At 56.8% G+C, this 24,081-nt stretch carries 27 protein-coding genes; 14 read left to right on the forward strand and 13 right to left on the reverse strand.

The genetic code is table 11. The annotated features are described in order from the left end of the window. Positions 1 to 32: 32 nt before the first annotated feature. The 3 genes from AC3WK5_RS15900 to argE all read left to right on the forward strand — a co-directional run bounded on the left by AC3WK5_RS15900 (position 33) and on the right by argE (position 2,437). Positions 33 to 449, forward strand: a complete 417-nt coding sequence (locus AC3WK5_RS15900) for a RidA family protein (protein WP_046027689.1) — start codon at positions 33 to 35, stop codon at positions 447 to 449. 165 nt (positions 450 to 614) lie between these two features. After that, positions 615 to 1,292, forward strand: a complete 678-nt coding sequence (locus tag AC3WK5_RS15905; RefSeq protein ID WP_103316040.1) for a DUF1028 domain-containing protein — start codon at positions 615 to 617, stop codon at positions 1,290 to 1,292. Next, a complete protein-coding gene (gene argE, locus AC3WK5_RS15910; RefSeq protein WP_103316041.1) occupies positions 1,289 to 2,437 on the forward strand; it encodes an acetylornithine deacetylase in 1,149 nt (382 codons plus the stop codon). Before AC3WK5_RS15905 ends, argE begins: the two co-directional genes overlap by 4 nt. A 22-nt stretch (positions 2,438 to 2,459) precedes the next feature. Here argE and AC3WK5_RS15915 read toward each other — a convergent pair whose 3' ends face one another. The 3 genes from AC3WK5_RS15915 to AC3WK5_RS15925 form a co-directional block, all read right to left on the reverse strand. After that, a complete protein-coding gene (locus AC3WK5_RS15915; RefSeq protein WP_103316042.1) occupies positions 2,460 to 3,371 on the reverse strand; it encodes a LysR family transcriptional regulator in 912 nt (303 codons plus the stop codon). A 533-nt stretch (positions 3,372 to 3,904) separates the two neighbouring features. After that, entirely contained in the window at positions 3,905 to 4,801 is an 897-nt protein-coding gene (locus tag AC3WK5_RS15920) for an EamA family transporter (protein WP_103316043.1), read from the reverse strand. Next, positions 4,798 to 6,081 (reverse strand): MFS transporter, encoded by a 1,284-nt coding sequence (locus AC3WK5_RS15925; RefSeq protein ID WP_103316044.1) that lies wholly within the window; start codon positions 6,079 to 6,081, stop codon positions 4,798 to 4,800. The genes AC3WK5_RS15920 and AC3WK5_RS15925 overlap by 4 nt, the downstream gene beginning before the upstream one ends. A gap of 137 nt (positions 6,082 to 6,218) precedes the next feature. Here AC3WK5_RS15925 and AC3WK5_RS15930 point away from each other — a divergent pair, with 137 nt between their 5' ends. The 3 genes from AC3WK5_RS15930 to AC3WK5_RS15940 all read left to right on the forward strand — a co-directional run bounded on the left by AC3WK5_RS15930 (position 6,219) and on the right by AC3WK5_RS15940 (position 9,052). After that, complete coding sequence (locus tag AC3WK5_RS15930; RefSeq protein WP_054598387.1) at positions 6,219 to 6,677, forward strand: winged helix-turn-helix transcriptional regulator; 459 nt, start codon at positions 6,219 to 6,221, stop codon at positions 6,675 to 6,677. Between the two features lie 182 nt (positions 6,678 to 6,859). Continuing rightward, complete coding sequence (locus AC3WK5_RS15935) at positions 6,860 to 8,566, forward strand: amidase (protein ID WP_103316045.1); 1,707 nt, start codon at positions 6,860 to 6,862, stop codon at positions 8,564 to 8,566. 93 nt (positions 8,567 to 8,659) lie between these two features. Then, complete coding sequence (locus AC3WK5_RS15940) at positions 8,660 to 9,052, forward strand: VOC family protein (protein ID WP_103316046.1); 393 nt, start codon at positions 8,660 to 8,662, stop codon at positions 9,050 to 9,052. Positions 9,053 to 9,086: 34 nt separating this feature from the next. Here the strand turns inward: AC3WK5_RS15940 and AC3WK5_RS15945 are convergent, their stop codons facing one another. Further along, complete coding sequence (locus AC3WK5_RS15945; RefSeq protein ID WP_103316047.1) at positions 9,087 to 9,509, reverse strand: HD domain-containing protein; 423 nt, start codon at positions 9,507 to 9,509, stop codon at positions 9,087 to 9,089. Positions 9,510 to 10,004: 495 nt separating this feature from the next. Between AC3WK5_RS15945 and AC3WK5_RS15950 the strand changes: the two genes are divergently transcribed. After that, a complete protein-coding gene (locus tag AC3WK5_RS15950) occupies positions 10,005 to 10,298 on the forward strand; it encodes a fructose-bisphosphate aldolase (protein WP_103316076.1) in 294 nt (97 codons plus the stop codon). Between the two features lie 340 nt (positions 10,299 to 10,638). On the opposite strand, the gene AC3WK5_RS15955 is transcribed toward AC3WK5_RS15950, so the two are convergent. Beyond that, the gene (locus AC3WK5_RS15955) at positions 10,639 to 10,902 is read right to left on the reverse strand and encodes a hypothetical protein (RefSeq protein WP_103316049.1); all 264 of its coding nucleotides are present in this window, start codon (positions 10,900 to 10,902) and stop codon (positions 10,639 to 10,641) included. A gap of 119 nt (positions 10,903 to 11,021) precedes the next feature. Continuing rightward, positions 11,022 to 11,318 carry a DUF3144 domain-containing protein gene (locus AC3WK5_RS15960; protein ID WP_103316050.1) on the reverse strand — a complete coding sequence of 99 codons (297 nt, stop codon included), beginning with the start codon at positions 11,316 to 11,318 and terminating at the stop codon, positions 11,022 to 11,024. 243 nt (positions 11,319 to 11,561) lie between these two features. Between AC3WK5_RS15960 and AC3WK5_RS15965 the strand changes: the two genes are divergently transcribed. Together AC3WK5_RS15965 and AC3WK5_RS15970 are read left to right on the forward strand one after the other, a co-directional pair. Then, a complete protein-coding gene (locus AC3WK5_RS15965) occupies positions 11,562 to 11,870 on the forward strand; it encodes a hypothetical protein (protein ID WP_256585166.1) in 309 nt (102 codons plus the stop codon). Between the two features lie 89 nt (positions 11,871 to 11,959). Further along, positions 11,960 to 12,361: a DUF8617 domain-containing protein gene (locus AC3WK5_RS15970; RefSeq protein WP_256585167.1), complete on the forward strand. Its 402-nt coding sequence runs from the start codon at positions 11,960 to 11,962 to the stop codon at positions 12,359 to 12,361. Between the two features lie 286 nt (positions 12,362 to 12,647). On the opposite strand, the gene AC3WK5_RS15975 is transcribed toward AC3WK5_RS15970, so the two are convergent. The 3 genes from AC3WK5_RS15975 to AC3WK5_RS15985 all read right to left on the reverse strand — a co-directional run bounded on the left by AC3WK5_RS15975 (position 12,648) and on the right by AC3WK5_RS15985 (position 14,003). Then, positions 12,648 to 12,890: a hypothetical protein gene (locus AC3WK5_RS15975; protein WP_103316052.1), complete on the reverse strand. Its 243-nt coding sequence runs from the start codon at positions 12,888 to 12,890 to the stop codon at positions 12,648 to 12,650. A gap of 226 nt (positions 12,891 to 13,116) precedes the next feature. Next, the gene (locus AC3WK5_RS15980) at positions 13,117 to 13,464 is read right to left on the reverse strand and encodes a hypothetical protein (protein WP_103316053.1); all 348 of its coding nucleotides are present in this window, start codon (positions 13,462 to 13,464) and stop codon (positions 13,117 to 13,119) included. Positions 13,465 to 13,544: 80 nt separating this feature from the next. Next, positions 13,545 to 14,003, reverse strand: a complete 459-nt coding sequence (locus AC3WK5_RS15985; protein ID WP_103316054.1) for a hypothetical protein — start codon at positions 14,001 to 14,003, stop codon at positions 13,545 to 13,547. 520 nt (positions 14,004 to 14,523) lie between these two features. Here AC3WK5_RS15985 and AC3WK5_RS15990 point away from each other — a divergent pair. Further along, positions 14,524 to 15,432, forward strand: a complete 909-nt coding sequence (locus AC3WK5_RS15990; protein ID WP_103316055.1) for an alpha/beta fold hydrolase — start codon at positions 14,524 to 14,526, stop codon at positions 15,430 to 15,432. A gap of 164 nt (positions 15,433 to 15,596) precedes the next feature. On the opposite strand, the gene AC3WK5_RS15995 is transcribed toward AC3WK5_RS15990, so the two are convergent. Further along, complete coding sequence (locus AC3WK5_RS15995; protein ID WP_103316056.1) at positions 15,597 to 16,178, reverse strand: TetR/AcrR family transcriptional regulator; 582 nt, start codon at positions 16,176 to 16,178, stop codon at positions 15,597 to 15,599. A gap of 134 nt (positions 16,179 to 16,312) precedes the next feature. On the opposite strand from AC3WK5_RS15995, the gene AC3WK5_RS16000 reads away from it, so the two are divergent. The 4 genes from AC3WK5_RS16000 (at position 16,313) to AC3WK5_RS16015 (ending at position 19,987) form a co-directional block, all read left to right on the forward strand. After that, entirely contained in the window at positions 16,313 to 17,521 is a 1,209-nt protein-coding gene (locus AC3WK5_RS16000) for an MFS transporter (RefSeq protein WP_103316057.1), read from the forward strand. A gap of 263 nt (positions 17,522 to 17,784) precedes the next feature. Then, positions 17,785 to 18,603, forward strand: coding sequence for a diaminopimelate epimerase (gene dapF / locus AC3WK5_RS16005; protein ID WP_103316058.1), 819 nt, complete (start codon positions 17,785 to 17,787; stop codon positions 18,601 to 18,603). A 156-nt stretch (positions 18,604 to 18,759) separates the two neighbouring features. Then, the gene (locus AC3WK5_RS16010) at positions 18,760 to 19,203 is read left to right on the forward strand and encodes a hypothetical protein (RefSeq protein ID WP_103316059.1); all 444 of its coding nucleotides are present in this window, start codon (positions 18,760 to 18,762) and stop codon (positions 19,201 to 19,203) included. 217 nt (positions 19,204 to 19,420) lie between these two features. Then, positions 19,421 to 19,987, forward strand: a complete 567-nt coding sequence (locus tag AC3WK5_RS16015; protein WP_103316060.1) for a hypothetical protein — start codon at positions 19,421 to 19,423, stop codon at positions 19,985 to 19,987. A 575-nt stretch (positions 19,988 to 20,562) separates the two neighbouring features. On the opposite strand, the gene AC3WK5_RS16020 is transcribed toward AC3WK5_RS16015, so the two are convergent. Genes AC3WK5_RS16020 through AC3WK5_RS16030 form a run of 3 tightly spaced genes read right to left on the reverse strand, consistent with a single transcriptional unit; the run spans position 20,563 to position 24,064 of the window. Beyond that, on the reverse strand, positions 20,563 to 22,323 hold the full coding sequence (locus AC3WK5_RS16020; protein WP_103316062.1) for an isocyanide synthase family protein: 1,761 nt from the start codon (positions 22,321 to 22,323) through the stop codon (positions 20,563 to 20,565). 29 nt (positions 22,324 to 22,352) lie between these two features. Further along, complete coding sequence (locus tag AC3WK5_RS16025; protein ID WP_103316077.1) at positions 22,353 to 23,069, reverse strand: HAD family hydrolase; 717 nt, start codon at positions 23,067 to 23,069, stop codon at positions 22,353 to 22,355. After that, positions 23,069 to 24,064: an isocyanide synthase family protein gene (locus tag AC3WK5_RS16030; protein ID WP_103316063.1), complete on the reverse strand. Its 996-nt coding sequence runs from the start codon at positions 24,062 to 24,064 to the stop codon at positions 23,069 to 23,071. The genes AC3WK5_RS16025 and AC3WK5_RS16030 overlap by 1 nt, the downstream gene beginning before the upstream one ends. Positions 24,065 to 24,081: the final 17 nt, after the last annotated feature.

The raw sequence follows: 24,081 nt of genomic DNA on the forward strand, positions 1-24,081 counted from the left end.
CGCCGGGCCGAATTTTTCTTGAGGAGCTTCCGATGTCCACGCCAACCCATACCCGCATTCGCATGTTCAACACCAAAGAAACCTACCCGAACCAGAGCCTGGACAATGACCTGTGCCAGGCAGTCCGGGCCGGCAACACCGTTTATGTTCGTGGTCAGGTCGGTACCGATTTTGAAGGCAACCTCGTCGGTCTTGGTGACCCGCGTGCGCAAGCCGAACAAGCCATGCGCAACGTCAAGCAATTGCTGGAAGAGGCCGGCAGCGACCTCAGCCACATCGTCAAAACCACCACCTACCTGATCGATCCGCGTTACCGCGAGCCGGTCTATCAGGAAGTTGGCAAGTGGCTCAAAGGGGTGTTTCCGATTTCGACCGGGTTGGTGGTTTCGGCGCTGGGGCAGCCGCAGTGGCTGATGGAAATTGATGTGATTGCGGTGATTCCTGAGTAAGCAGGTAGACCGAGGCGCGGCCTTCGCGAGCAAGCCCGCTCCCACAGTGGATCTTCAGCGAACACAAATTGTGTATACGACAGAGATCAAATGTGGGAGCGGGCTTGCTCGCGAAGGGGCCCGCCCAGACAACCATTTTCTCAAGGCTAACCAAGGAGCCAAACCATGACCTTTTCCATCGCCGCACGCTGCCCCGAAACCGGTCAGTTGGGCATTGCGATCAGTTCCTCGAGCATCGCTGTCGGCGCACGCTGCCCTTGGTTGCTGCCAGGTGTGGGCGCGGTCTCCACGCAAAACATCACCTTGCCGTCACTCGGCCCGGAAGTCCTCGCCCTCATGGAGCAAGGCCTTGCGCCCTCGGCTGCATTCGACAAGGTGTTGACCCGCAACGGCTACAGCCAATATCGGCAAATTACCGCGATTGACCACCTCGGCCAGACCGCACACTTCAGCGGCGCACAAACGCTGGGCACCCACAACGCGGTGTCGGGCGAACAATGCGTGGCTGCCGGCAACATGCTGGCGGACCGTGGGGTGATCGAGGCCATGGTCAAGGCCTTCGAGCACGGCGAAGGTCAACTGGCCGACCGCTTGCTGGCAGCTCTGAAAGCCGCTGTGACGGCAGGAGGCGAAGCCGGGCCGGTGCATTCGGCGGCGCTCGTTGTGGTCGGCGAACTGACCTGGCCGATTATCAACCTGCGGGTTGATTGGGCTGACCACGATCCGATCGGTCAACTGGAAAAGTTGTGGGACGCCTATCAGCCACAGGTTCAGGATTACATCGACCGCGCCCTGGCCCCCGACAAGTCGCCTGGCTACGGCGTGGCGGGAGACGATCGATGAGTAACAGTGTCGATTTGCTCAAGCAACTGGTGGCCTTCGACACCACGAGCCGCGAATCAAACCTGCACCTCATCGACTTTGTCCGGGACTACCTCGAACGCTTCGACGTGCCATGCGAACTGGTCTACAACGAGCAGCGCAGCAAGGCCAATCTGTTCGCAACCATCGGCCCGGCAGATCGGCCGGGCATCGTGCTGTCGGGGCACACCGATGTGGTGCCCGTCGACGGCCAGCCATGGACCGTTGCGCCGTTCCAGCTCAGCGAGCGCGACGGCAAGTTGTACGGTCGCGGCACCGCCGACATGAAAGGCTACATCGCCTGTATTCTCGCCCTGGTCCCGTCCTTGGTGAACGCCCCGCTACGGCGGCCGGTGCATATCGCGCTGTCGTACGATGAAGAAGTCGGCTGCCTTGGGGTCCGCTCGCTGCTCAAAGCCCTCGAACAGCGCCCGGTCAAACCGATGCTGTGCATCATTGGCGAGCCGACTGAACTCAAACCGGTGCTGGGTCACAAGGGCAAACTGGCGATGCGTTGCGACATTCACGGCGAAGCCTGCCATTCGGCGTACGCCCCGCTCGGAGTCAACGCGATTGAATACGCCGCCGAACTGATCGGTGAACTGGGGCGGATCGGCCACCGGCTCAAAGCGCCAGAGCATCACGATACCCGTTTCGACCCGCCGTTCAGCACGGTGCAAACCGGCGTGATTTCCGGCGGCAAAGCCTTGAACATCGTCCCGGCGGATTGCCGCTTCGACTTTGAAATCCGCGCCCTGCCCTCACAAGACCCCAGCGTGGTGGCGCAGGAACTGCAGACCTACGCTGAACAACAGGTATTACCGCGCATGCGCGCGGTGAGCGATCAGAGCGACATCCGCTTCAGTGAGTTGTCGGCGTATCCCGGGTTGGCCACCGATGCACACAGCGAAGCGGCTGAGTTGATCGCCGAATTCTCCGGCTCGCGGGAGTTCGGGACGGTAGCGTTCGGCACCGAGGGCGGGCTGTTTGACGCGGCGGGGATTCCAACGGTGGTCTGTGGTCCTGGCAGCATGGATCAGGGCCACAAACCGGACGAGTTTGTCAGCCTCGATCAATTGAAGGGCTGCGACGCCATGCTGCAACGGATGCTGTCATCGATCTGCTGAGTCGCAATGATTGGCCCGACGCTCAGCTACAAAGTTGGGCCAGTTCTTCCTGGCAATAATCCACGAACAGCTGCACCGGTTTGGTCAGCTGCGTGCGACGCAACCACGCTGCCGATAAACCCGAGCCGGTCACCGTTTCAGCCAGCGGGACACACACGACTTTCTGCCCGTCATAGGTGTAGTCCGAAAACGGCTTGGTCACCAGAATCGAAAAGCCGAAACCGCGCCCCACCATTCCGCGCACCATCTCGATCGACGGCGAGCTGAAGACAATGTGCGGCCGCAATCCGAGCTCTTCGAAAATGCTCACGAAGTAGGTCCGGCTCGGCACCACGTCGAGCAAAATCATCGGCTCCAGTACCAGCTCATGGAGCGAGACTTTCGCCTGTTGCGCAAACCGGTGATCGGCCGGTAGCAAGGCATAGGGCTGCTGCGGCGGCATCAGCGGCACGGTCTCAATCGTGCTGTCCAGATCGTGCTCGAAGAGCATCGCCAGATCAATGCTGCCGGCGGTCAGTGCCTGCACCAACTCCTGCTGCTCGCCATCCCGGATGCGGATCTCCACACCCGGCCAGCGCTCTTTGAAGCCTGCGATCAAGCGTGGCAAGTACAGCGGCGCCACCGTTTCAAAACAGCCAATATCGATCTGCCCCGCCACCATGTCATTGTCCGCCAGCGCGTTCTGTTCGAACTCGTGAGCCACCCGCAGCAGCTCAAGCGCTTTGCGGTAAAAACGTGAGCCGCTTGGCGTCAGTGAAACACCCTGCGCGTGATGTCGAATAAATAGCTGAACACCAAAGCTGTCTTCCAGGTGCTTGATGGCGGTCGACACCGACGGTTGGGCGATATAGAGCTTGCGAGAGGCTTCAGCCACGCTGCCGCAATCGGCGGTGGTGACGAAATACCTGAGCTGTCGCAGGTTGTAAGCGGCCATGCAGACCTCCAGAAAATAGCAATGCGTAGCGCTTTTGTGGCGAGGGAGCTTGCTCCCGCCCGACCGGGCTGGCGCACCAGGGCGCAGCACTCGCAAATCAGCAGTTTTTGACGAAGTTTTGGGGCCGCTACGCAGCCCAGCGGGAGCAAGCTCCCTCGCCACAATAGCGTTCGATCTGGTGATTCTTTGGGTGCACGATCACGCTTGAACATACCGGAGGCGGAAAAACCGCGGGCACTATTTTTTAAGGTTTGAAGCAACAAACTTAATCATTTATCTATCCCGATGCATTGCACATGATCACTCCAACAAGAAAAGTGTCGCTTGCGCGGCGCTCACTGAAGTACGTCCACGTACTCACTTTGCCTTGGAGTCCGTCATGGTCACCGACACCCTGGGTGTGCAACTGTTTCACCTGAACCTCCCAGCACCGGACTCGCCGTTCCCTGCCCGGTGTGCACTTCAACTTCGTTTGACCAGGTCGAGTTCGTCGACGAAGACGTAGTCGTCGAGGCTTTCGCGAAGCAGTTACATCACGATGGGCATCGGTCAGAACGCTTGAGCACCGCACTGAGGACGCGCTGTCCGTATAAGCCGATGCCAAGACCCGACACGATGAGAACGACTGCAACGATTTTGTTGACTGACAGGCTCTCATTGAAAATTGTGACTGAACCGAGCAGTCCGAATACCGGCACCAATAACGACAATGGCGCGACTGTAGACACGGGATATCGTTTCAGAAGTGAATTCCACACCCAGTAGCCGAATAGTGTATTGGGGTAGACCTGGAACAGGATCGACAGGACGGCGCGGTAGTCGAGTTGATTCACCAATGCGCTGTAACCCGTTGAGCCGTTGACAGCGTAATCCAGCGCGAAAAGAGGGATGGGCGAAAACGCGCTGGACCACACCAGGAAAGCGAAGACCTGGGTGGTCTTCGCTTTTTTGTTGATCACGTTGGCGACACTCCAGGCGACCGCTCCCAGCAGCACCAACAGCAGCCCGGCCGTCGTGACTGTCCCATCAACAATCGAGATGATGCTCAACAAGCCACAGCAGGCGATACCTATACCCGCCAGTTGGTAGCGGGAAATCGCTTCCTTGAATATCCATGAGCCCAGCAGGAGGGTGAAAAACGCGCTGAACTGAAGCACCAGCGAAGCGATGCCTGCTGAAAGACCAGACTGGATGCCAAGGTTGACGACGCCCCAAAGTCCGATACCGAAGACCAGACCGTAACCCATGATGTAGCGCCACTGCACATCAGGTTTCGGAATGAAAAAGATCGCTGGAAGTGCGCAAAGCGTGAAGCGAATACCAGCAAGGATCAGCGGGTCAACGGTGGTGAGGCCCAGTTTGATAACCGAGAAATTCACGCCCCATATGGCAGTAATCGAAATGGCGAGTAGCAGGTGCCTGGCTTTCATGCTGATCGTCCTTGATGGGTCGTTGAAGAATTAAACGTGAGAATCCACAGCAGCAAGGCAGCAGCGCTGATCAAGGCGCCCAGCAGGCTTACTGCCATCCAGCCCCAGAGCGCATAAACCTGGGTCGCGGCTACGGCTCCCAGCGCGCTACCGACCGAGTAGAAGCACATGTATGCGCCGACCATGCGACTGTGGGCGTCGGGTCGTGCAGCAAAAATGAGGCTCTGGTTGGTGACGTGTACCGCTTGCACCGCGAAGTCGAGCAGGACTACGCCGCAGACCAGCGCGATCAGGGACGTCTCGGCAAACGTGATGGGTAACCAGGACAACGTCAGGAGCCCCAGCGAAATGCCGGTCACTCGTTGCCCCAGGCCTTGATCGGCCCAGCGACCGGCTCTACTGGCAGCAAGGGCGCCGGCGACTCCGGCCAAGCCAAACAGGCCGATGGCCGTGTGTGAAAGCGACAGCGGCGGAGCGCTCAACGGCAGCACCATGGATGTCCACAGCACAGAAAAAGCGGCAAAGATCAGTAAGGCCAGAAGGCCCCTGGTGCGTAAAGTGCGTTCGGTCATGAACAGTTTGAAGAGTGAACTTATGAGCGCCAGGTAGGAGTCTTGGTGCCTTGGCGGCGCCGTGGCAGGAACCACTTTCCACAGCACCACCGCGATGGTCAGCATCAATCCTGAAGACACGAAGTAAACGGCGCGCCAGCCGGCGATGTCCGCAATCAGGCCAGAGGTAAACCGCGCCAGAAGAATGCCCAGGACAATTCCACTGGTTACCGTCCCCACTGCCTGCCCGCGTTGTGATGGCGTTGCCAACACGGCGGCGTATGCCACCAGTACTTGAACAACCACTGCCAGTAAGCCCATCACGATCATGGCGCCCAACAGGGCCAGCCATTGCTGTGCTGCGCCGACCGCCGCGAGTGCAACCGCAGACAGCAGGACCTGAGTCAGAATCAACCGCTTTCGGTTGACCCTATCGCCCAGTGGGACGATGAACAGCAACCCCAACGCGTAACCCACCTGAGTGGCCGTCACCACGACCCCGATCAATCCTGAGGTGACGCCCAGGCTCTCAGCCATTGAGGCGAGCAAAGGTTGGGCGAAGTAAACGTTGGCGACTGCAAGTGCGCAGGTGACGGAAAACAATAAGGTGAGCGACGGGGAAAGCCCTGGAGACCGGTCGGTCCTGCTGCGTTCTCCGGTATCCGAATGCAGTAATCCCGAAGGCTGTCTGGAGAACCGTTTGGTGGCTGAGTCGGCATCTGCTGTCATGTACACCTCCATGGCGTTAAACTGGTTTCAATTCAGAACTAGATTCCATTGTCGCTGTATCAGGTTTTAAATTGCAACCACATTGCGCCAGGCTGGTGGACAGGCTTGGCCACTCCACATTCCGCAAGGTCAAAAAAATGCTCGAAGATGCCTCACCACACAGCAGCGAATGCCCGGTCGCAAGAACACTGGAGGCCATCGGGGATCGTTGGTCGCTCATGATCATCCGCGACGCGTTTGACGACATTCGCCGATTCAGCGAATTTCAAAAGAGCTTGGGCGTGGCCAAGAATATTCTCGCATCGCGACTGAAGACGCTGGTTGAGGTCGGGGTTTTCGACGTTCGACCGGCGTCAGATGGCAGCGCCTACAAGGAGTACGTCCTTACGGAAAAAGGACGGGAGATCTTCCCAGTTGTGGTCAGCATGAGGCAGTGGGGCGAACGTTTCCTGTTCAAGCCGCAGGAGACGCGTTCTGTGCTGATCGACAACGAGTCCGGCGAGCCTCTGATGCCGATTGAAGTTCGCTCATCACGCGGTCAAAAACTTGGACCGTCTGACTGCCACAGAGTGAGATTTGTTGGCGGCGAGTCGTGAATCGACAGCAGACTTGCCTCGCCCCGGAATCTCCTGACTGACTGGCCTTACACGGTGTTGCGGTTTTTTTTCTGCTCTTTTTTGCCGGGCGTTTAATAGAATGCTCAGATTGAACGCCAAGACACTGTCGCGTACTACAGTGCCACGAGAAACCCTATGAACACCCATTTTGAGAGAGCAGCATGATCGAGGTCACCGAGGTTCCCATTGCCCAACTGCGGGCGGCGCTCGAATCGGGCCAGACCACGGCGGTTGAGCTGGTGCAGGCCTACCTCGCCCGAATCGATGCCTACGACGGCCCCGACACGCCCACCGCCCTTAACGCGGTGGTGGTGCGCAACCCCGAGGCGCTGAACGAGGCGCGGGCATCCGATGCCCGCCGCGCCAAAGGCCAGACGCTGGGCCCACTCGATGGCATTCCCTACACGGCCAAGGACAGTTATCTGGTGAAGGGGCTGACCGCCGCGTCCGGAAGCCCGGCCTTCGCCAACCTGATTGCCTATCGCGATGCGTTCACCATCGAACGGCTGCGCGCGGCCGGCGCCATCTGCCTGGGCAAGACCAACATGCCGCCCATGGCCAACGGCGGCATGCAGCGCGGGGTCTACGGCCGGGCAGAAAGCCCGTACAACGCTGACTACCTCACCGCCCCTTTCGCCTCTGGCTCATCGAACGGCGCCGGTACCGCCACTGCCGCCAGTTTCGCAGCCTTCGGCCTCGCGGAAGAAACCTGGTCGAGCGGACGCGGCCCTGCCTCGAACAATGGCCTGTGCGCCTACACGCCATCACGCGGGGTGATCTCGGTGCGCGGCAACTGGCCGTTGACGCCGACCATGGACGTGGTCGTGCCGTTTGCCAGAACCATGGCCGACCTGCTCGAAGTGCTCGACGTGGTGGTGGCAGAAGATCCCGACACACGCGGCGACCTGTGGCGGATGCAACCCTGGGTGCCGATCCCGAGCGTCGCTTCGGTGCGTCCCGCCTCCTATGTGGCGCTTGCCGCCAATCCCGATGCACTCACCGGAAAACGCTTCGGCATTCCGCGGATGTACATCAACGCCGATCCCGAAGCCGGCACCTCTGAAGCACCGGGCATCGGTGGCCCGACCGGGCAGCGAATCAACACCCGCGCCTCGGTGATCGGGCTTTGGGAACAGGCTCGCCAGGCACTTGAAGCGGCTGGCGCCGAAGTGATCGACGTCGACTTCCCGCTGGTCTCCAACTGCGAAGGCGATCGCCCCGGCGCGCCGACCGTGTTCAATCGCGGCATCGTCTCCAAAGAGTTCCTCCACCATGAGCTGTGGGACCTGACCGCGTGGGCGTTCGATGACTTCCTGCAAGCCAACGGCGATCCAAAATTGAATCGCTTGGTCGACGTCAACGGACCGCTGATCTTCCCGCACGACCCCGGCACCCTGCCCAACCGCGAAGGCGACCTCGCCGCCGGCATGGACGAATACGTGCGGATGGCCGAGCGCGGCCTTACACCGTGGGACCAGATCGCCACCGTGCCCGACGGCCTGCGAGGCCTTGAACAGACCCGTAAAATCGACCTCGAAGACTGGATGGACAAACTCGGCCTCGATGCCGTGCTGTTCCCGACCGTCGCCGACGTCGGCCCGGCGAATGCCGATGTCGACCCAACCTCGGCGGACATCGCCTGGAGCAACGGCATCTGGGTCGCCAACGGCAACCTCGCCATCCGCCACCTCGGCGTGCCCACAGTCACCGTGCCGATGGGTGTGATGCCGGACATCGGCATGCCGGTCGGGCTGACCTTTGCCGGTCGTGCGTATGACGATTCGACGTTGCTGCGGTTGGCTTCGGCGTTTGAGGCGACGGGGACGAAGCGGATGATTCCGCCAAGGACTCCGGCGTTACGCAAGTAAATGGCTCTGTAGTGGAATGACAGGCGGATGCGAGGGTGCGTCCGCCTTCTGCTGGATTTGCCACCCCAATGTCACAACAAGGAATGTTTGCACATGAAATTCGGCTACATGATCATCTACGTCCCGGACGTTGCAGCCTCACTCCAGTTCTTCTCATCCGCCTTCGGGATTGCCACCCGCTTCCTCCACGAATCCGCCACCTACGGCGAACTCGACACCGGCGAAACCACCCTGGCATTCGCCGCCGACGAACTCGCGGCGATGAACTTCAGCACCGGCCACCTCTCGGCCCACGCCTCCCCCAAACCACTGGGCATCGAAGTGGGCCTGGTGACCGACGACGTCCCCGCCGCCCATGCCAAAGCGCTACACGCCGGCGCCACTGAAATAGCCGCCCCGCTCATCAAACCCTGGGGGCAAACCGTCTCCTACGTTCGCTGCCCGGACGGGACATTGGTGGAGCTTTGCACGCCAGTGCAGATGTGAGTGATAGCTGAGGCCTAAATGCCGAGTTGGCTCGCTACGAACGCAGTCTGCCAATCGCCCGCCGATACTTTTCAATTCGCTCCAGATCTTCCCAGGACGGCTGTGCGATTCGGGACAGGTCACTGTTCTCTTCAAGGTCAGCCAGCTTGACCACACGGCCTATCGGGTTCTGCGCCGCCCGTTCGACAAACAGCTCGTAGGACTCTCCCGGCAGCTTGGTGACAGACTCAATGGCCGCCAGCACCGTTTCACTGAAGCCTTCTTGACGCAAATCATCGAGGCTGATGCCGCAGTCCTCGACCACGTCATGCAGAACCGCCACGATCCGTTCTTCCAGGGTGTCGACCCTCAGCATCACTTTCAGCGGGTGCAGGATGTACGGCGAACCGCCCTTGTCGACCTGCCCTTCGTGAGCGGCAGCAGCAATGGCGATGGCACGTTCCAGTGTTTGAGTCATCTCGGTTTTCCTTGGCTACAAAGCCGTAGCGGTTGCTCACGTTGATGCCGAGCTTGAGCCAACCCACGACGGACTTCCACTCCCCCACGCTCGGAGCTGCCGAAGGCTCGGGCCGCGTTTGGACGATCTTTTTATTTTCAGCTCCGAAAATCTCGTAGGAATCCACCCACCGTGGCGAGGGAGCTTGCTCCCGCTGGGTTGCGAAGCAGCCCCAAGCCCTACCTCCCAATTTCCTCAGACACTCCGCAACGCCCGATTTACGACGGCTGCGCCGCCGAACGGGGGCAAGCCCCCTCGCCACAATGACTGCGTAGCGTCCTACACCCCGGTTGCGGCGCCAAAAACCGACGCTTATATTCGACCCGTCGCTGACATTGTTGGCGACAGGGTTTCGCAGCCCTAAGAAGAGCACCAGTACCGTCAGGCACGACACAGCCGGTTTCCGCCTGTGAATTGGTTATGACGGTTTTGATTTATCTTTTTAGGATCAAAATCATGACGACTCAAAACCCGCCCCACCGCTTCACCCCCATGTCCCAATTCGCCACCGACAGCCCAGTCCTGCACATCGACAGCGACGCCCCGCTACGCGAACTCCACAACTGCGTCAGCGAACGCCTCAACGCCGTCCTCAAATACCTGAACCTGATGGCCTGTACCAGCCTCCCCGACTACGCTGAGAATGACATCAACACCGTTACCAACATCGCCCGGATCATGGTCCAGGATGTGGCTGATGTGTTTGGGGTGATTGAGCAGCGTGGGTTTGATATGTCTAAGGGGCAGTGACCTGCATTTAGTCGCAAAAAAACCGCATTGCTGCGGTTTTTTTTACCTGCTTACATTCCGTGTTTATCCTGCGCGAAGCGGTCAGTCGTAATCGACTAACCGCTTCCGGCCCAGAGTGTGTAAAAACGCTTCGCCAAAATTGAAGTGTGTGCGTCTACGTGAAATCTGAAATTTATCGGCACGTCAGCAGATGTGGATTTCGCGTAGAAGTGCGATTTCCAGTCCGGTTTTGAGTATCTGTCGCGCTCAAAAACGTTTTTACACAGCCTCGGCCAGAAGCTGCCCTTCATAGGCGACTGCTTTCGTCCCCTGTAAACGGCATCTCCTGAGTCTTTGCGACTCAGGCCAATATCTTTGTGCACTCTTCAGAAACAATGAGCGGTGGCTCATTAATCATATAAAGCAGGTGTTCGAACGCTATTCCAGCCTCGTTGTGATCGACATAATCCAGCACGATTTCACCACCACTCTCTAAACCTGCCTGAGCTAACGCATGGTCATCCGGTACTGGACCGGCTTGCTCGTATGCAATGGACATCAGCGCGGTGATTTCCTTGAGCGCTTCTATGAAGTCAGTTCTCAAGTCGTGGTTATGGCTGCTCACTAAAAACACTCCTTCGATTAAAACAACTTGCGGTCGGCGTGCTTCTGGACGACAGCGGCGCATCGAGATCGACTGCCAACGACCAAATACAGTCAATCACCGAGAGCAATCAAGATCAATCAGGCGTCTTTCGCAGTCATGTACTTGCTGAAGTTGTTGATATGGTCGTCGAGATTATCCTCGAGCATCATCCGGTACTGCTCACAAAAATACTTCAACATCATTTCGCGAGCCTGCGCCATTTCCTCGCCTGATTTGAAGTTGCGAGCGCTCACCCAAGCATTGAATCTAGTGGTGCCAAACATCATCGACGCGCTTACCTTGCCAAGGTCTCCGAACTCCCTCAGTTGCTCGTTCGACAGGTTTATATGCGCGTCTGCACGATCATAAAATGCTTCATCGGTCGCATCTGACATTGCTGATTACCTTTCAATTATTTTCAGAAATTCCGTAATTGGAACACTTCCCGCATCGGCTAGCTACGACACGTAAACGAAAAATGCCAAGGTTTGACGTCCCCTATTGGCACGAGCCGTTTACCGCGCGGTTGCCCTTCAGCAAGCGTTGAACTTGGCGATAACCTGTTCGGCGACTCACGCGGACTCGAGCGTTTTCCCACCGAGTGATCCATTGGCCCTCTATCGTTGAATGGACCTCTTATGCATCACCGCATCCATGCCGCTTACCATCAAGCGAAGTTTAGCCGTAGCCGCTGTGCCTGGCTGTTTATCAACGATGTACCTATCGAGGAGTGGCTAAACAGTCACCTCGAATACCCCGATCTAGACCTGAACGGTCATTCATTGATGTGGTTGTTGGACGAGGAAGAAGACGCGCTCGCCCAACGGCCTGGAAGTCGGTATTACCACTCTATGGGACGCCGAGAATCGCCCGGTCAGTTTTTCCCTGGCGGAATTTCGCGAGGCGCTGGAGGACTTTTACAGGCTGATGAAAGCCTGAAGGGCTGAGTGAATTACTCCTGCCCAAGTCGAAAGTTTTGCCAAAGAGTTGTCCGCCATTTAACGTAGTGATCGAACGCCAGGGTGATGAACCGCAAATGAGCAAACTGGGTTGCAAGTGTGGCCATGTGATTACCGATCAGACCGACAGCTCGCCCTATAAGGCGAGCCTGCTTCGCGACGAGGTAGAAAATGAATTTTGGGATGAAGTGCACCGTGAGCTCAAACCTCTGGTAGAGGCTGCGGAGTCCGGAGACAAGGCTGCGATAGCTGAGGCATTTGGCGAGTTCGCACCCTGGATCAGCGCTACTGACGAACTGCAAGGCCGGATATCCAGCATCTACATTCACCGAATGTCGACTGCCTACGAATGCCAGAACTGTGGACGCCTTTGGGTGCAAAAGGATGCCAGTGACAGATTTGTTTCCTATGTCCCTGAGGAAGGCGCATATGGGGCGATCCTGGCAGTGGCATCAGGAGAGTCTGAAAATCAAGATTGAGCGTGCGCGATTGGCCGAAAGCTGCAGTTGCAATTGGCTGCATTCGGCAGAGTGTGTAAAAACGCTTCGCCAAAATTGAAGTGTGCGCGTCTACGTTTAATCTGAAATTTATCGACCCGTCAGCAGATGTGGATTTCGCGTAGAAGCGCGATTTCCAGTCCAGTTTTGAGTGCCTGTCGCGCTCAAAAACGTTTTTACACACCCTCGGCCAATAGCTGCCTCTCATTTCGGCAGCAATGGGCAGGTGAAGACGGCATTTTATGAGTATTGGTGCAAGCCAAAGGAGTCATTTCTTCATTGAGAGCCGTAGTCGCTGCCATTCATTCCAGCAGTCCTCGGCAACTAAGTCCCGGAAACCACGTTCGTTCTCCATATCCAGGGCGACGCCGAATGGAACTGCAACACATGTCGCTTCATCACGGATCTTGAGTGCCTCGGACTCTGTAAGTGGGGAGCCTTTGTTCGTTTCGGCGCTTTGCAAAGCCACCGAAAGCGCCGGAATGAATACAACGCAAAGCTGTTCCGTCATCTGTGACTAACCTCAATTGTGCGGGAAGGCCGAAAGATTACGCTGGTTGCTTAATCACGGCTATTGGCCAAGAGCATCCATCGCCTGATGTCAGCTTTGGGTCGATTGCGACCCTCCGTCACGGGCATCTATCAACCCTAAGGAGACAGTCAGGCTATTGGAAAGGGGACGTTTGAACGCCGGCGCTGTCTGGCACGTAGAGGTCTGGTTCAACTTCGCGCGACCTCTACTTTGACTTCTTCTCACGAACCCACTTCGCGCCAACTCGTTCTCGATGTGCTCGCCAGCCAACTGGAAGATCGGCGATTTCCTTCAATGAAGGGTCAATCCTAACCAGCTGTTCCATACCTGCCACCGCAGCGTTACCTGAACTTGGTGGAATTGACCCGGTCAGGAATTGCCATCCGTGATCTTCGGCGTCGTGTGACACCAAGAGGATTGCTGCCTTTTCATAAAGAACTTGTCTTTGGGTAATGGCCGCCACATTTGGGCTTTGGTCGAATGGCCAGGCCTGCTCTTCGGCAAAGCACGAAAGCGAGGCAATCGCAGCCAAGAGGAGAAGAAGTAGCCTCACAGCGAAATCTCTAACGAACAGCTAAGGGGCGCGCCGAAGGCGCGTCCCAGCGACCAAAGGGAGCGAACTTGAGCGTAGGGTTAGGGCTCCGAGTGCTTGGCATAGATTGCTATGGCCTTTTCGTAGCTGTCAGTGTTGAGGAAATCATTCTCGTATGCGCCCTGAACTTTTGTCCTGCCACCTTCGACCCCAGAGAGTGCAATTGCTACAGCTAGTGAATTGTTGTGGCCGCACTCCTCGACGGGAAAACCACGTAGCAGGATATCCGCGACGTCCTTTAACATTGGAGGTGGTAGCTTCTCAAGGTAGTAAGCAGCAGCGGGCGGTGCGTCGCCTTGATAGTCTTTCTCGTCAATTGCGATCTCCGCCAGTTGGACGAGAAAACGGGTGCAGTTGGCGTGAGATAGAAAGAACGAGTCTGCTACTTGGGACGAGTGCCAGCAAAGAATAAGCAGTTCGCGAAGCATCTCTTCTGATGGGATGCCTTCGTCGATGATGGTTTGCGCCCGAGCTTCCGTCATGTTGTGAAAATCAGTCATGAAGAGCCTTAACGAATGATGAAAGATAGCATTTCAAACTGATCGATTGACCGCTTACGACGCTTATCTGCGAACGGCGGTTCATGGCCGAAAGCAGGCGAATACTACCTTGTTTCGGCTGCGTCAGGAGGCCAGTCCTCATAGAAAGAGCCGCCTATTGGGATCGGGTTGCCATCCATGTGGTATGCAGCCCAGGCCAGTATGAATCGCCTCCGATTTTGTCGACAGTTCGTGACCGCTTTTGGCCGATTTCTGCCTTTGACCCACGGCAGCTTTGTTGGCATCGGTGACGCCGCCGCACTGGGTCAGGATGACAACCAGCATCCACACCCAAACGGTCTAAGCTCATCCGATCGGGACCTTATCGTGCTTCAGAAGACTCGCCATTCTGATCCTATCGGCTTGCTACTGAATGACACATGTCGACTCTGTGCATCACGTTACGCGGTCAACTCTGCCGCCCAAGCGACACACACATTGGCTCGGCCCCCCTTCCATGCTTGCGCCTGGAGACACCATCATGATCCGCGCCCTGTTGACCACTTTCATGCTGCTTGCTCTAAGCCTCCCGGCACATGCTCAGGTGACGCCATTTCCTGCCTCCTTTCGTATTCAGGACATTCCAGTAGAAGGCGTCACACTGCATGTGCGCGTCGGTGGCAAGGGGCCGGCCGTGGTGCTGTTGCATGGCTTTGGCGATACCGGCGATATGTGGGCGCCACTGGCTGCCGATCTGGCCCGGGATCATACGGTCGTGGTGCCGGACCTTCGCGGCATGGGCTTGTCGTCGATCCCGGACAGCGGCTACGACAAGAAGACCCAGGCGGGCGACATCCGTGCGGTGCTCGCAGCGCTGGGTATCGAACATTCGGTGGTCATCGGCCACGACATCGGCACCATGGTCGCCTACGCCTACGCCGCGCGTTATCCGCAGCGCACCGATCGTCTGGTGGTGATGGATGCGCCCGTGCCGGGCATTCCGCCCTGGAACGAGATTGTCCGCTCACCGATGCTTTGGCACTTCGACTTCGGTGGGCCGGATGCTGAACGCCTGGTGGCCGGTCGTGAGCGCATCTACCTGGACCGGTTCTGGAACGAGTTCGCGGGCAATCCCACCAAGGTGGATGAAGCAACCCGCCAGCATTACGCCAAACTCTATGCCCGTCCGGGCGCCATGCACGCAGCCTTCGCCCAGTTCCGCAGCATTCGTCAGGATGAAGTGGACAACAAAACCTCGATGGCGACGCGACTGACAATGCCGGTGCTGGCCATTGGTGGTGAAAAGTCTTTTGGGAGCAATGAAGCGATCGTGATGCGCAATGCGGCGGACAAGGTCACGGAAGTGGTGGTGCCGGGGGCAGGACATTGGCTGATGGAAGAGGCGCCGACACAGACTATTCGGGCTGTTCGCGACTTTATTGTGCAGTGACGGGTCGAGGTATCGGAGTTTTTTTGGAGGCCACTGCACTCAGGGCCTGCCCTGAAGTTATTTAAGAGGCTAGACACTGCACGACAACACACTAATAACGATGCTTGCCCTCCCCCGTGAGCAGATATTGCCGACACTGGACTCCGCCCCCTATGTTCCTGATTTCAGCTACGGACGCCCTTGAGCAGAAGCTCCAGTGCCCCGAGCGCTTGCGACAGCCTGTTCGAACCAGGCTCTGCTTCTGCGATCCAGAAGGCTGCTTCGCACAAGCTTCCATAGATCAGCATCGCCAGTGCTTCGGGATCGGACTGCACAACCCCCTCCTGGAGCATCAGTTGCTCAAGCATTTTCTGTAGAGAGGCAACACAATGACGGTGCGCCTCCGGCGGAGAGCTACCCAGTACAGCCCGGGCATCACGCAACACGATGCGTTGGATTTCAGGCTCCTGCGCCATTTCCAGGTAAGCACGGCAGCGGTTTCTGAAGGCCTCCCACGCGTTTTCGGTGCTGTCCGAAATCGCTTGTAACCGCGCATCCATCTCAGCATCAATCTGTGCGACCACAGCGGTGAGCAAGCCTTTCTTGTCTCCAAAATGATGATAAAGCGCGCCCCTGGTCAGGTTAGCCAGTGCTGTCAAATCATCCATGGACGTCTCTGCATAGCCGCGTTCGCTGAAAATCTGGCGTGCAGTCTTGAGCAGTGTGGCGCGGGTTTCTTCCATGTCAGCGCGAGTACGTCGAGCCATGATTTCTCCTGGGTTGATAAGCCGTTTACATTCACCTCGTATGATTATAGGATTTTAATCATACGCGATGAATGTATTTTTTCAGTTCAGCGACGCCCAAGCAAGCTGCGCTAATTCGATAAGGAGAATCGAGCATGGCCAATCCGTACCGAGTACTGTTCCAAGCCCCCGGCACCAAGGGTTTTTCCGTGGCCGGCCTCCTCGCCCGTTTACCGCTACCTATGACGGGTATCGGCATCATTACAATGCTGTCACAGCTGCGGGGCAGCTACGCGCTGGCCGGCGCGGTCTCAGCTACCTTTGTCCTGACGTACGCATTGATGTCGCCGCAAGTTTCGCGCTTGGTGGATCGATACGGTCAGCGCCGGGTACTGCCGGTGTCTACCGGCATCAGCGCTCTGGGCATTCTTCTGCTACTAGCTTGCACCTACTGGCATACACCCGACTGGACTCTGTTCGTGGCAGCCGCGCTGGCGGGTTTCATGCCGAGCATGTCAGCGATGGTCCGCGCCCGCTGGACGGCTATCTACAGGGGCAAGCCGCACCTGCAAACGGCTTATTCACTGGAAACAGTGCTAGACGAAGTTACCTTCATCGCAGGCCCTCCCATTTCCGTTGGCTTGAGCGTGGCCGTCTTCCCACAGGCTGGGCCGTTAGCGGCGGTAGCACTGCTGGTGATCGGCGCACTTGCTTTGGCTGCGCAAGTCGCTACCGCCCCCCCCGTGGAATCCGCTGAAGAAATAAGCACGCGCACAGCCTCGGTCTTTCGCCTGTCGGATGTCCGGTTGTTAACATTGTTGATGGTCGCGATGGGCGTCATCGTCGGGACGGTCGATATCGTGAGCGTCGCGTTCGCCGAACAAATGGGCAGTCCTGCGGCGGCCAGTATCGTGCTGTCGTGTTACGCCATCGCTTCGTGCGCAGCCGGCCTGCTGTTTGGTGCGCTCAAACTGAAAACGCCGTTACACAAACTCTTGCTGATGGGTGGTCTGGCCACCGCAGCGACGACACTACCCTTGTTAATGGCTGGCAACATTGCCGGGCTCGCTGGCGCGGTCCTGGTAGCAGGCCTGTTCTTTGCGCCAACAATGATTGTGGCGATGTCACTGGTAGAGAGAATCGTGCCGGAAAGACAATTGACTGAAGGGATGACCTGGTTGCTGGCCGGCTTGAATGTTGGAGTAGCTCTGGGGGCTGCAGCGTCCGGCCAGTTGGTGGATATGGAAGGTGCACGCTATGGATTCAACGTAGCGTTAGCGGCAGGGGCAGCGGTGCTCCTCGTAGCCATTTGGGGATACCGACGTATGCGAGAACACGCGCTGGCGGCAGCGTACTCAGTGTAAGAGGAAGAGCTGGTGCTAAAGCTTTGCTAGACGGCTAAAAGCTGAAGGTCAATAGCGCCAGCTGCTACCGACCAAAAGAGACCACTCAAACGCGTCTGCGTAACCGTCCGGGCAACTCACCCTTTGATGCCGTCGTCTAAGGTATGCATCTATGAAACACATCTGTCTCTCGAACTTTCACACCGCTTGAAAAAATCATACGAACAAGGCTAGATCGCCTTTAAACGTCAATTCACCATATGCCTCGTCGCCAGGGTCTATCAATGCCGCTGAGCTTTCATAAAATGCACGCCAACGGCGATGACTTCGTTATCGTGGACTCGCGAAACTCGTCCAATCCAATGACAAGTAACATGGCTCGGCGGATGGGGGATCGGAACCAAGGAGTCGGATTCAATCAACTCGCAGTGGTGCTCGATTGCGATGATGCAGATGCGCGTTTGATGTTTTGGAACGCAGATGGCTCCACGCTGGACGTTTGCGGCAGCGCAACGCGGGGTGCCGCGGATATGCTGATGCGCGAATCAAATATTACTTCGATAGCGCTCCGAACCAACCGTGGTCTACTGACATGCGAACGAACCTCAACTGGCGCAATTTCTGTCGACATGGGAGAGCCGCTTTTCGGCTGGTCGGATATACCTCTGGCTCTGGAAATGGACTCTGCTGTTTTGCCACTTGCTGGTGACCCAGCAGCTTGCAGCATGGGAAATCCGCACTGCACCTATTTTGTGGATGATCTAACGGCTGTTGATATCGCAACAATTGGACCGACAATTGAAACCAACCCCCTATTTCCCCTCAGAACGAACGTGCATTTCGTCCAGATCATTGACCGAAAGCACATTCGATTGCGCATTTGGGAGCGCTGGGGCGGTATTCCGCTTGGTTCAGGTTCCTGCTCTTGTGGCGCCGCTGTTAACGGAATTCGTCGTGGCTTGCTAGACAACTCCGTTGAGGTGGAATGTGATGGCGGGACTGTAACGGTTCAATGGGATGGCAAGGGACCTGTCTTTCTGACCGGACCGGTCGAGACGATTTTTTCGGGAATAATCACGGACAGCCTGTTACAGGTTTTGTAGTTTCTAGAAAACAAAAAGGTGACCGGTCTATTTACTAAAATAGATCTGTCACCTTTTCCCTAGAAAACAAAAAGGTGACAGATCTATTTACTCAAATAGATCTGTCACCTTTTCCCTACTCCGCGCCCCTCCCCTAAACCAAACATTAGGCTTTGTATGCATCCAGTAGCGAAAAAATATTCTGAGTTAAATCCAGAGAAACAAAAAAAGGTCCAGATTGATCTTTGCAAAAAGGCTTATAAGCTTTGGCTTAACTACACCAGCAACAACGGAATCACTGAATACCGTGAAACCATTGCAGGAACAGTGCAAAAAATTGACTTTTCTTTACCCTACGATGCAATAGAAGCAGTCATCCACGGTAAAGACGAATTAAATATTAATGAGCGATACTTAGAACCTGCTGCGGCCCTACAAGACGAAGATCTAAAATTTAGTGCCGACATGGAAATGGCATATTATTCAATTTACAATCTTTACCAGTACCACATAACAGGGAAGCTAGGTGATAGCTGGGTTATAGTTAATCAGGCTCTATCGGCACTCGGAGAGTACGATACGATTAAACATTTAGAAGCTGCAATTAACAGTGCAGCCTAACCCTATACAAAGGTGACAGATCCATTTACTCAAATAGATCTGTCACCTTTTTCCCAAGCAGATTTCCGGCCCGCAGATTAACCAAACGCTGGCAGATTTTACGTAGCAACGCAGACTTCAAAACGGCGCATGCGTTTTCACCCAGCCTAGGGCGAAAGTGGACGCTCGCATCACCTGTGCTAACGTACAGCGAAATTTTCAGGCTCGTTCGACCGACATGAATACTTCATACCTCGATCCACTGCGTCAGACTATCGGCCAGCTTCCCATCTCCCCACCACCGCCCCCTTGGGAGATCGCCGCTCAGTTTGCCGTGGGAAGCCTTCTGGAAGTTGGTTTCGACCGCGACTCCGAACTGTTGCTGGTGACCTCCAGCTCAGGACGTAGCGTTATCGATTGCCTGACAGGTCAGAAGATCGCAAGAGACTATACGGAGGATGTCGAAAGTAATCAGTACCTGGAGGCTGAAGGTATCGGTCCACTGACAGGCAAGACTATCCCCATGGCCGGTATCAATGGAGGCAGCCTGCCTGTGGGTGCTTTCGACGGTTGGGTGATCGAGAACGTTCCCTTGAATTGGCCGTGCCATCATTTACTTCTGGTCGAGCCGGGTTCGTGGCTGTATGGCGCCCGGTATAAACAGGCCTGTGCCTTTCACAAACTGGCGATCGAGATCGGACTGAGAGCTTTCGGGTTCTCCTATACTGGCCAAACCTTAATTATCGCTACATCGAACAGCCTGATCGTTTACAGGCGTGGCACAACACCAAACGCAGCTCTGTGAGTTCAATGTCCGTCTATAGAGAACAAAGGGGCCACAGATTTATTTTTGGGCCAAGATTTGTGCCTGGGAGCGGAACCCGCCAAGGCAGTAAATAAATCCACCCCTTCCTGTTTTTGTATAAAAGGTAGACATCACTGTGGAGAGATTCTCAATTTATAGCGGAGATGTTTTGGTAGGGCACTCGACACTCGAACAAGGGGATCCACCCATGGGTGTAGTTTTTGGTCAGTTCGAACCTGCCGATGGGTATGCTGTAATCCAGAATGAGTGTTGCACAAACCATCACGATCAGTCCGCACTAAATATTTCTGTTCAGACTGAAGCAGGCATGGTTATTCCATGCGCTGGCGTGAGCATCCTGGATTATTCGAAAGAGCTTCTGCCTCCTTGCATTGAGATAAATATCCTCGGCGTTCCATATCACTTATATGAGAAATTATTTACTCAACACGTTGCTTCGTACGAATACCAGTTTAGCTAAACGAATGTGAAGGCAGCCCCAGTGACGTCAAACGGGCTACCTATAAGGGGATTTCTGGCAGGCCCTGTCCCCATGGCCTGCCAGACAATAGCAGTTAGTAAACCTGTACCCGCCACAGCTCCCGCGAGGAGGAAGCCGGCGACATCGGCAGTCGGCCGTGCAGCGTCCGATAGTTGTCGATCAGCACCAGATCACCTTCGCTCCATTGATGGGCGATCAGGCAATCCGGGTCATAAACCAGCGCGTTGACCTGTTCAAGCAGCGCCTGCTGGGCCTGCTCGTCATGGTCCTGCACAGACTGGCTCAGGGTCTGCAATGTCGAGTCGGTGCCCTCTTGGTAACGCAGGATGAGTTCGCCGCTACGGGGGTGACGATCCACCAGGCTGTACATGCGCGGCGAACCGCCGAAGTAAGTCATCTTGGTGTAGTAGGTGATGTTCACTGCCTGCCATTGTCGGGCGACGTGCTGCCCGACTTTTCGCAGCACGTTTCGGCTGTCGACGATGGTGGTCTGGCCCTCGCCCGGCTGCGGCGCTGTCTTGCAATACAGCATGAATTTGCTGGCGCAGAATTTCGGATTGCGCTGAACCTGCGGGTCGCTGTCGGGCAGCATGTTCAGGTCCCAGTGCAACGGCGTTTTCTCCAGCGAGTGCACCACGCCTTGGGGTTTGTCCGCGGGCTTGACCACATGCACGGCACCGAAGGCCCATTCGTACAGCGTGCCAAAGCGTTCGCAGCTGCGAGCAAAACTGTCCTGGTCGTCGAAGCGACAGCCCTTGAGACAGACGAAACCAAAGGTTTCCACCAGTGCCTCCAGCAGGCTGGTGGACAGTCGTTCGAAACCCAGCCCCAGCGGGTCTCGCACCACCAGGCCAAATAGCGGCAGCTTTTGCAGTTCGTATTCGAAGCCTTGGGCCTGCGGGTTTTCTGTTTGGTGGTAGAGCCATGGCCGCCCCTGCCAAGTGACCAGCACATGGTGGTCGAGGTCGACCTGAGCCCGTGCGCGAAGACGCTGGCTTCCATCGATGTTGCACACCGGCACGGCATGCCAAGGGCTGTCGACACGGGTCAGCCCTGCAGCCAACCCAAAGGTGAATTTGGGTCCGGCATTGCTGTACTGATGGACCGATAATCGAATGTCGTCGCCGAAGAAACGATCCACTGCCGCATTCAATGCCTGCCCGCGAAACATCATCTGGTAGGCTTTGAAGTTAATTTGCTGCAGGTACTCGTCCTCGCTCTGCCCGTCCTCACGGCACAGGCGCAGGTCGTTGTACAAATGACTGCAGAGGTTGTCATGGGCCTGGCTGAGGGATTCATCGTGCCGGCTCTGCTCGATCAGTTCTCCAAGGTTTTTCCAGGGTAGACGGGCCTGCTTGACCAGGCTGGCGCGGACCGCCTCGGCACTTTGGGCCTGCGGGAACAGGTCTTCCATGCTGACCCACTGAATCGTATGGGTGGTGCACAGTTCACGCAAAGCCCGGTTGTAGGCTGCGCGAACGTCGTCGGCCACCCCAACGATGTCATTGAACGTCGTCCCGTCGCTGAGGATCGACACCACACAGCCCGGTGTGTGCAATGCGGCGATGGCTTGGCCGAGCTGGTCGAGGCGCTCGATGGCCATCACCTCACCATAATCCGGCAGCACGCCGAAGGTCTGGTCACTGGCATTGGGCGACTTGCAGGGAAAACCTGGCAGTACCAGACGTACTGGCAGGTTTTGATCAAAGCACTGCCCCAGGCTGCGCGCCAGATGCGCCCTGCCTTGTGCTTCGAAACAATCATCCGTGCCTTTGAGCAAATAACCAGCCAGCAAATCGCTGACGGCAGCGATCCAGGCGTCTCTATGTTCCATAGAACAACTTCCTTGAGGGTTTGTGTGTATCAATAGGATTTGACGGTATCGCCGTACTCGGTGAGCGCATGCGCTGTCTCGCAGGCTTGCTGCAGAATGCGCAACAACCCGGCCGGTTGCTCACAGCAGAAGTCCGGAGCCTGGGCCTGCAACGTCTGAGTCAGGCCATACCCCCAGGTGACCGCTGCCGAGTACATACCTGCGGCACGGGCAGTTTTCAGGTCGATCTCTGTGTCACCGACGAACAAACAGCGTTGCGGATCAACCGACAACCGCCGCGCGGCTTCCCACGCCACATCTGGCTGAGGCTTGAGTGACCTGCCCGTGCGATGCCCCAGAATCGGCCCGAAAGCATTCTGCGGCAGCAATGCTCTGGAAACCTGCAAGGCCATTTCCTCGGCCTTGTTGGTCACGATAGCCAGCGGCAGCTGTAACTGGCGGCAGCCTTCGAGCAATTCCAGTACACCGCTGAATGGCCGGGAAAATTGAACCAGGTTGTGCTGATACAGCGTCACGTAGCGCTGGTGCAGGGTGATCGCATCAGCGATACCAAACTGCGCGGCAACCCGCTCAATCATCGCAGTGGTCCCGCCACCGATATACCCCCGCACCGTTTGCGCAGTCAGCGCCGGGCAACCGTGTTCGAGTAACACCTGGTTCAGGCACCAGGTGATGTCCGGCAAGGTGTCGACCAAGGTTCCATCCAAATCGAAGAGTACGGCTTCGACCCGCAACCGAGACGCCATCATTGAGCACTGGCGTAGTGACAAGGACGCCCCTTGCGGAACACCAGACGGTGGTAGCGCTCATCGACATTACTGCGTTTTTCGAGGGTAACCACACCCCGTCGCTTGATGGCTACCGAATGCCAGGGAGTGCGCCACAGGTCACTGGTTGGCACCAGCCGGATACCGATCTTCGTCGACACCGCCAGTTGCGGGTGAATCGACAGGCGCAGGCAATGCGGGTAGCGCGCCAGTAACAGGGCGCTCCAGGCTTCACTGCGCTGAATCACTCGCTGGGAGGCCGGCTTGGCGACCTTCTTCACCGCATTCAGGCTCATGCCGGCGAATACCTTGAGCCCCGAATAATCCTCGGACAGAAAGCGATGGATACCGCAGTACATCAACATCATGTGTGGTTCATCTTTGAAGCGCTGCTGCAACAGGATCAATGACTGGCCGTGCTCGATCATCATCTCCTCACGCATGGCGTCCAGGCAATCAAGCTGAGGATAGGCATCCCTGAGGTCGAAATGGGCGAACGTACCGGGATAAAGCTGATCGGCGTAGTCCTGGATAGCGTCGGTGTAAGCCTTGACGTCAGAATCGGGAACATGCACCAGGTCAGAGAACACATAGCCATCGGAGCAGATATGAATCAGCGCGCCCGGTGCATAGATCTCCTGGATCTCCTCACACAGGCGGTGTAACTCGTCGATTGCATGGTGTTCAGCAAGATCAGGGAGATGGCTCAGGGTTTTCTTGCGGCTGGGCGACTTGCCGGGAAAGGCTGGCAAAACCATTTCGACTTTGCGACCGCTCTCGACCGCCTGCATCACCTTCGCCAGATGGGGTTCCAGCACCTGCAACGAAAGCTCATGATCCTGTTCCGGGGCAAGACTGCGACGCCGAAACAGACATTCGAGAATTTGCTGGGCAATGTTCATGTGGGGGGTGTTCTGATGCGCATGCACCAGCTGACCGTCCGCCGGTTGGGCAACGGTGTTTGAACCTTGCATAGACAATCCTTTGTGTG

Source organism: Pseudomonas sp. FW306-02-D09B (assembly GCF_058782685.1).

Coding starts and splice junctions, on each gene's coding strand:
- AC3WK5_RS15900 (WP_046027689.1), top strand. CDS start 33: ATGTCCACGCCAACCCATACCCGCATTCGCATGTTCAACACCAAAGAA.
- AC3WK5_RS15905 (WP_103316040.1), top strand. CDS start 615: ATGACCTTTTCCATCGCCGCACGCTGCCCCGAAACCGGTCAGTTGGGC.
- argE (WP_103316041.1), top strand. CDS start 1,289: ATGAGTAACAGTGTCGATTTGCTCAAGCAACTGGTGGCCTTCGACACC.
- AC3WK5_RS15915 (WP_103316042.1), bottom strand. CDS start 3,371: ATGGCCGCTTACAACCTGCGACAGCTCAGGTATTTCGTCACCACCGCC.
- AC3WK5_RS15920 (WP_103316043.1), bottom strand. CDS start 4,801: ATGAAAGCCAGGCACCTGCTACTCGCCATTTCGATTACTGCCATATGG.
- AC3WK5_RS15925 (WP_103316044.1), bottom strand. CDS start 6,081: ATGACAGCAGATGCCGACTCAGCCACCAAACGGTTCTCCAGACAGCCT.
- AC3WK5_RS15930 (WP_054598387.1), top strand. CDS start 6,219: ATGCTCGAAGATGCCTCACCACACAGCAGCGAATGCCCGGTCGCAAGA.
- AC3WK5_RS15935 (WP_103316045.1), top strand. CDS start 6,860: ATGATCGAGGTCACCGAGGTTCCCATTGCCCAACTGCGGGCGGCGCTC.
- AC3WK5_RS15940 (WP_103316046.1), top strand. CDS start 8,660: ATGAAATTCGGCTACATGATCATCTACGTCCCGGACGTTGCAGCCTCA.
- AC3WK5_RS15945 (WP_103316047.1), bottom strand. CDS start 9,509: ATGACTCAAACACTGGAACGTGCCATCGCCATTGCTGCTGCCGCTCAC.
- AC3WK5_RS15950 (WP_103316076.1), top strand. CDS start 10,005: ATGACGACTCAAAACCCGCCCCACCGCTTCACCCCCATGTCCCAATTC.
- AC3WK5_RS15960 (WP_103316050.1), bottom strand. CDS start 11,318: ATGTCAGATGCGACCGATGAAGCATTTTATGATCGTGCAGACGCGCAT.
- AC3WK5_RS15965 (WP_256585166.1), top strand. CDS start 11,562: ATGCATCACCGCATCCATGCCGCTTACCATCAAGCGAAGTTTAGCCGT.
- AC3WK5_RS15970 (WP_256585167.1), top strand. CDS start 11,960: ATGAGCAAACTGGGTTGCAAGTGTGGCCATGTGATTACCGATCAGACC.
- AC3WK5_RS15975 (WP_103316052.1), bottom strand. CDS start 12,890: ATGACGGAACAGCTTTGCGTTGTATTCATTCCGGCGCTTTCGGTGGCT.
- AC3WK5_RS15985 (WP_103316054.1), bottom strand. CDS start 14,003: ATGACTGATTTTCACAACATGACGGAAGCTCGGGCGCAAACCATCATC.
- AC3WK5_RS15990 (WP_103316055.1), top strand. CDS start 14,524: ATGATCCGCGCCCTGTTGACCACTTTCATGCTGCTTGCTCTAAGCCTC.
- AC3WK5_RS15995 (WP_103316056.1), bottom strand. CDS start 16,178: ATGGCTCGACGTACTCGCGCTGACATGGAAGAAACCCGCGCCACACTG.
- AC3WK5_RS16000 (WP_103316057.1), top strand. CDS start 16,313: ATGGCCAATCCGTACCGAGTACTGTTCCAAGCCCCCGGCACCAAGGGT.
- dapF (WP_103316058.1), top strand. CDS start 17,785: ATGCCGCTGAGCTTTCATAAAATGCACGCCAACGGCGATGACTTCGTT.
- AC3WK5_RS16010 (WP_103316059.1), top strand. CDS start 18,760: ATGCATCCAGTAGCGAAAAAATATTCTGAGTTAAATCCAGAGAAACAA.
- AC3WK5_RS16015 (WP_103316060.1), top strand. CDS start 19,421: ATGAATACTTCATACCTCGATCCACTGCGTCAGACTATCGGCCAGCTT.
- AC3WK5_RS16020 (WP_103316062.1), bottom strand. CDS start 22,323: ATGGAACATAGAGACGCCTGGATCGCTGCCGTCAGCGATTTGCTGGCT.
- AC3WK5_RS16025 (WP_103316077.1), bottom strand. CDS start 23,069: ATGGCGTCTCGGTTGCGGGTCGAAGCCGTACTCTTCGATTTGGATGGA.
- AC3WK5_RS16030 (WP_103316063.1), bottom strand. CDS start 24,064: ATGCAAGGTTCAAACACCGTTGCCCAACCGGCGGACGGTCAGCTGGTG.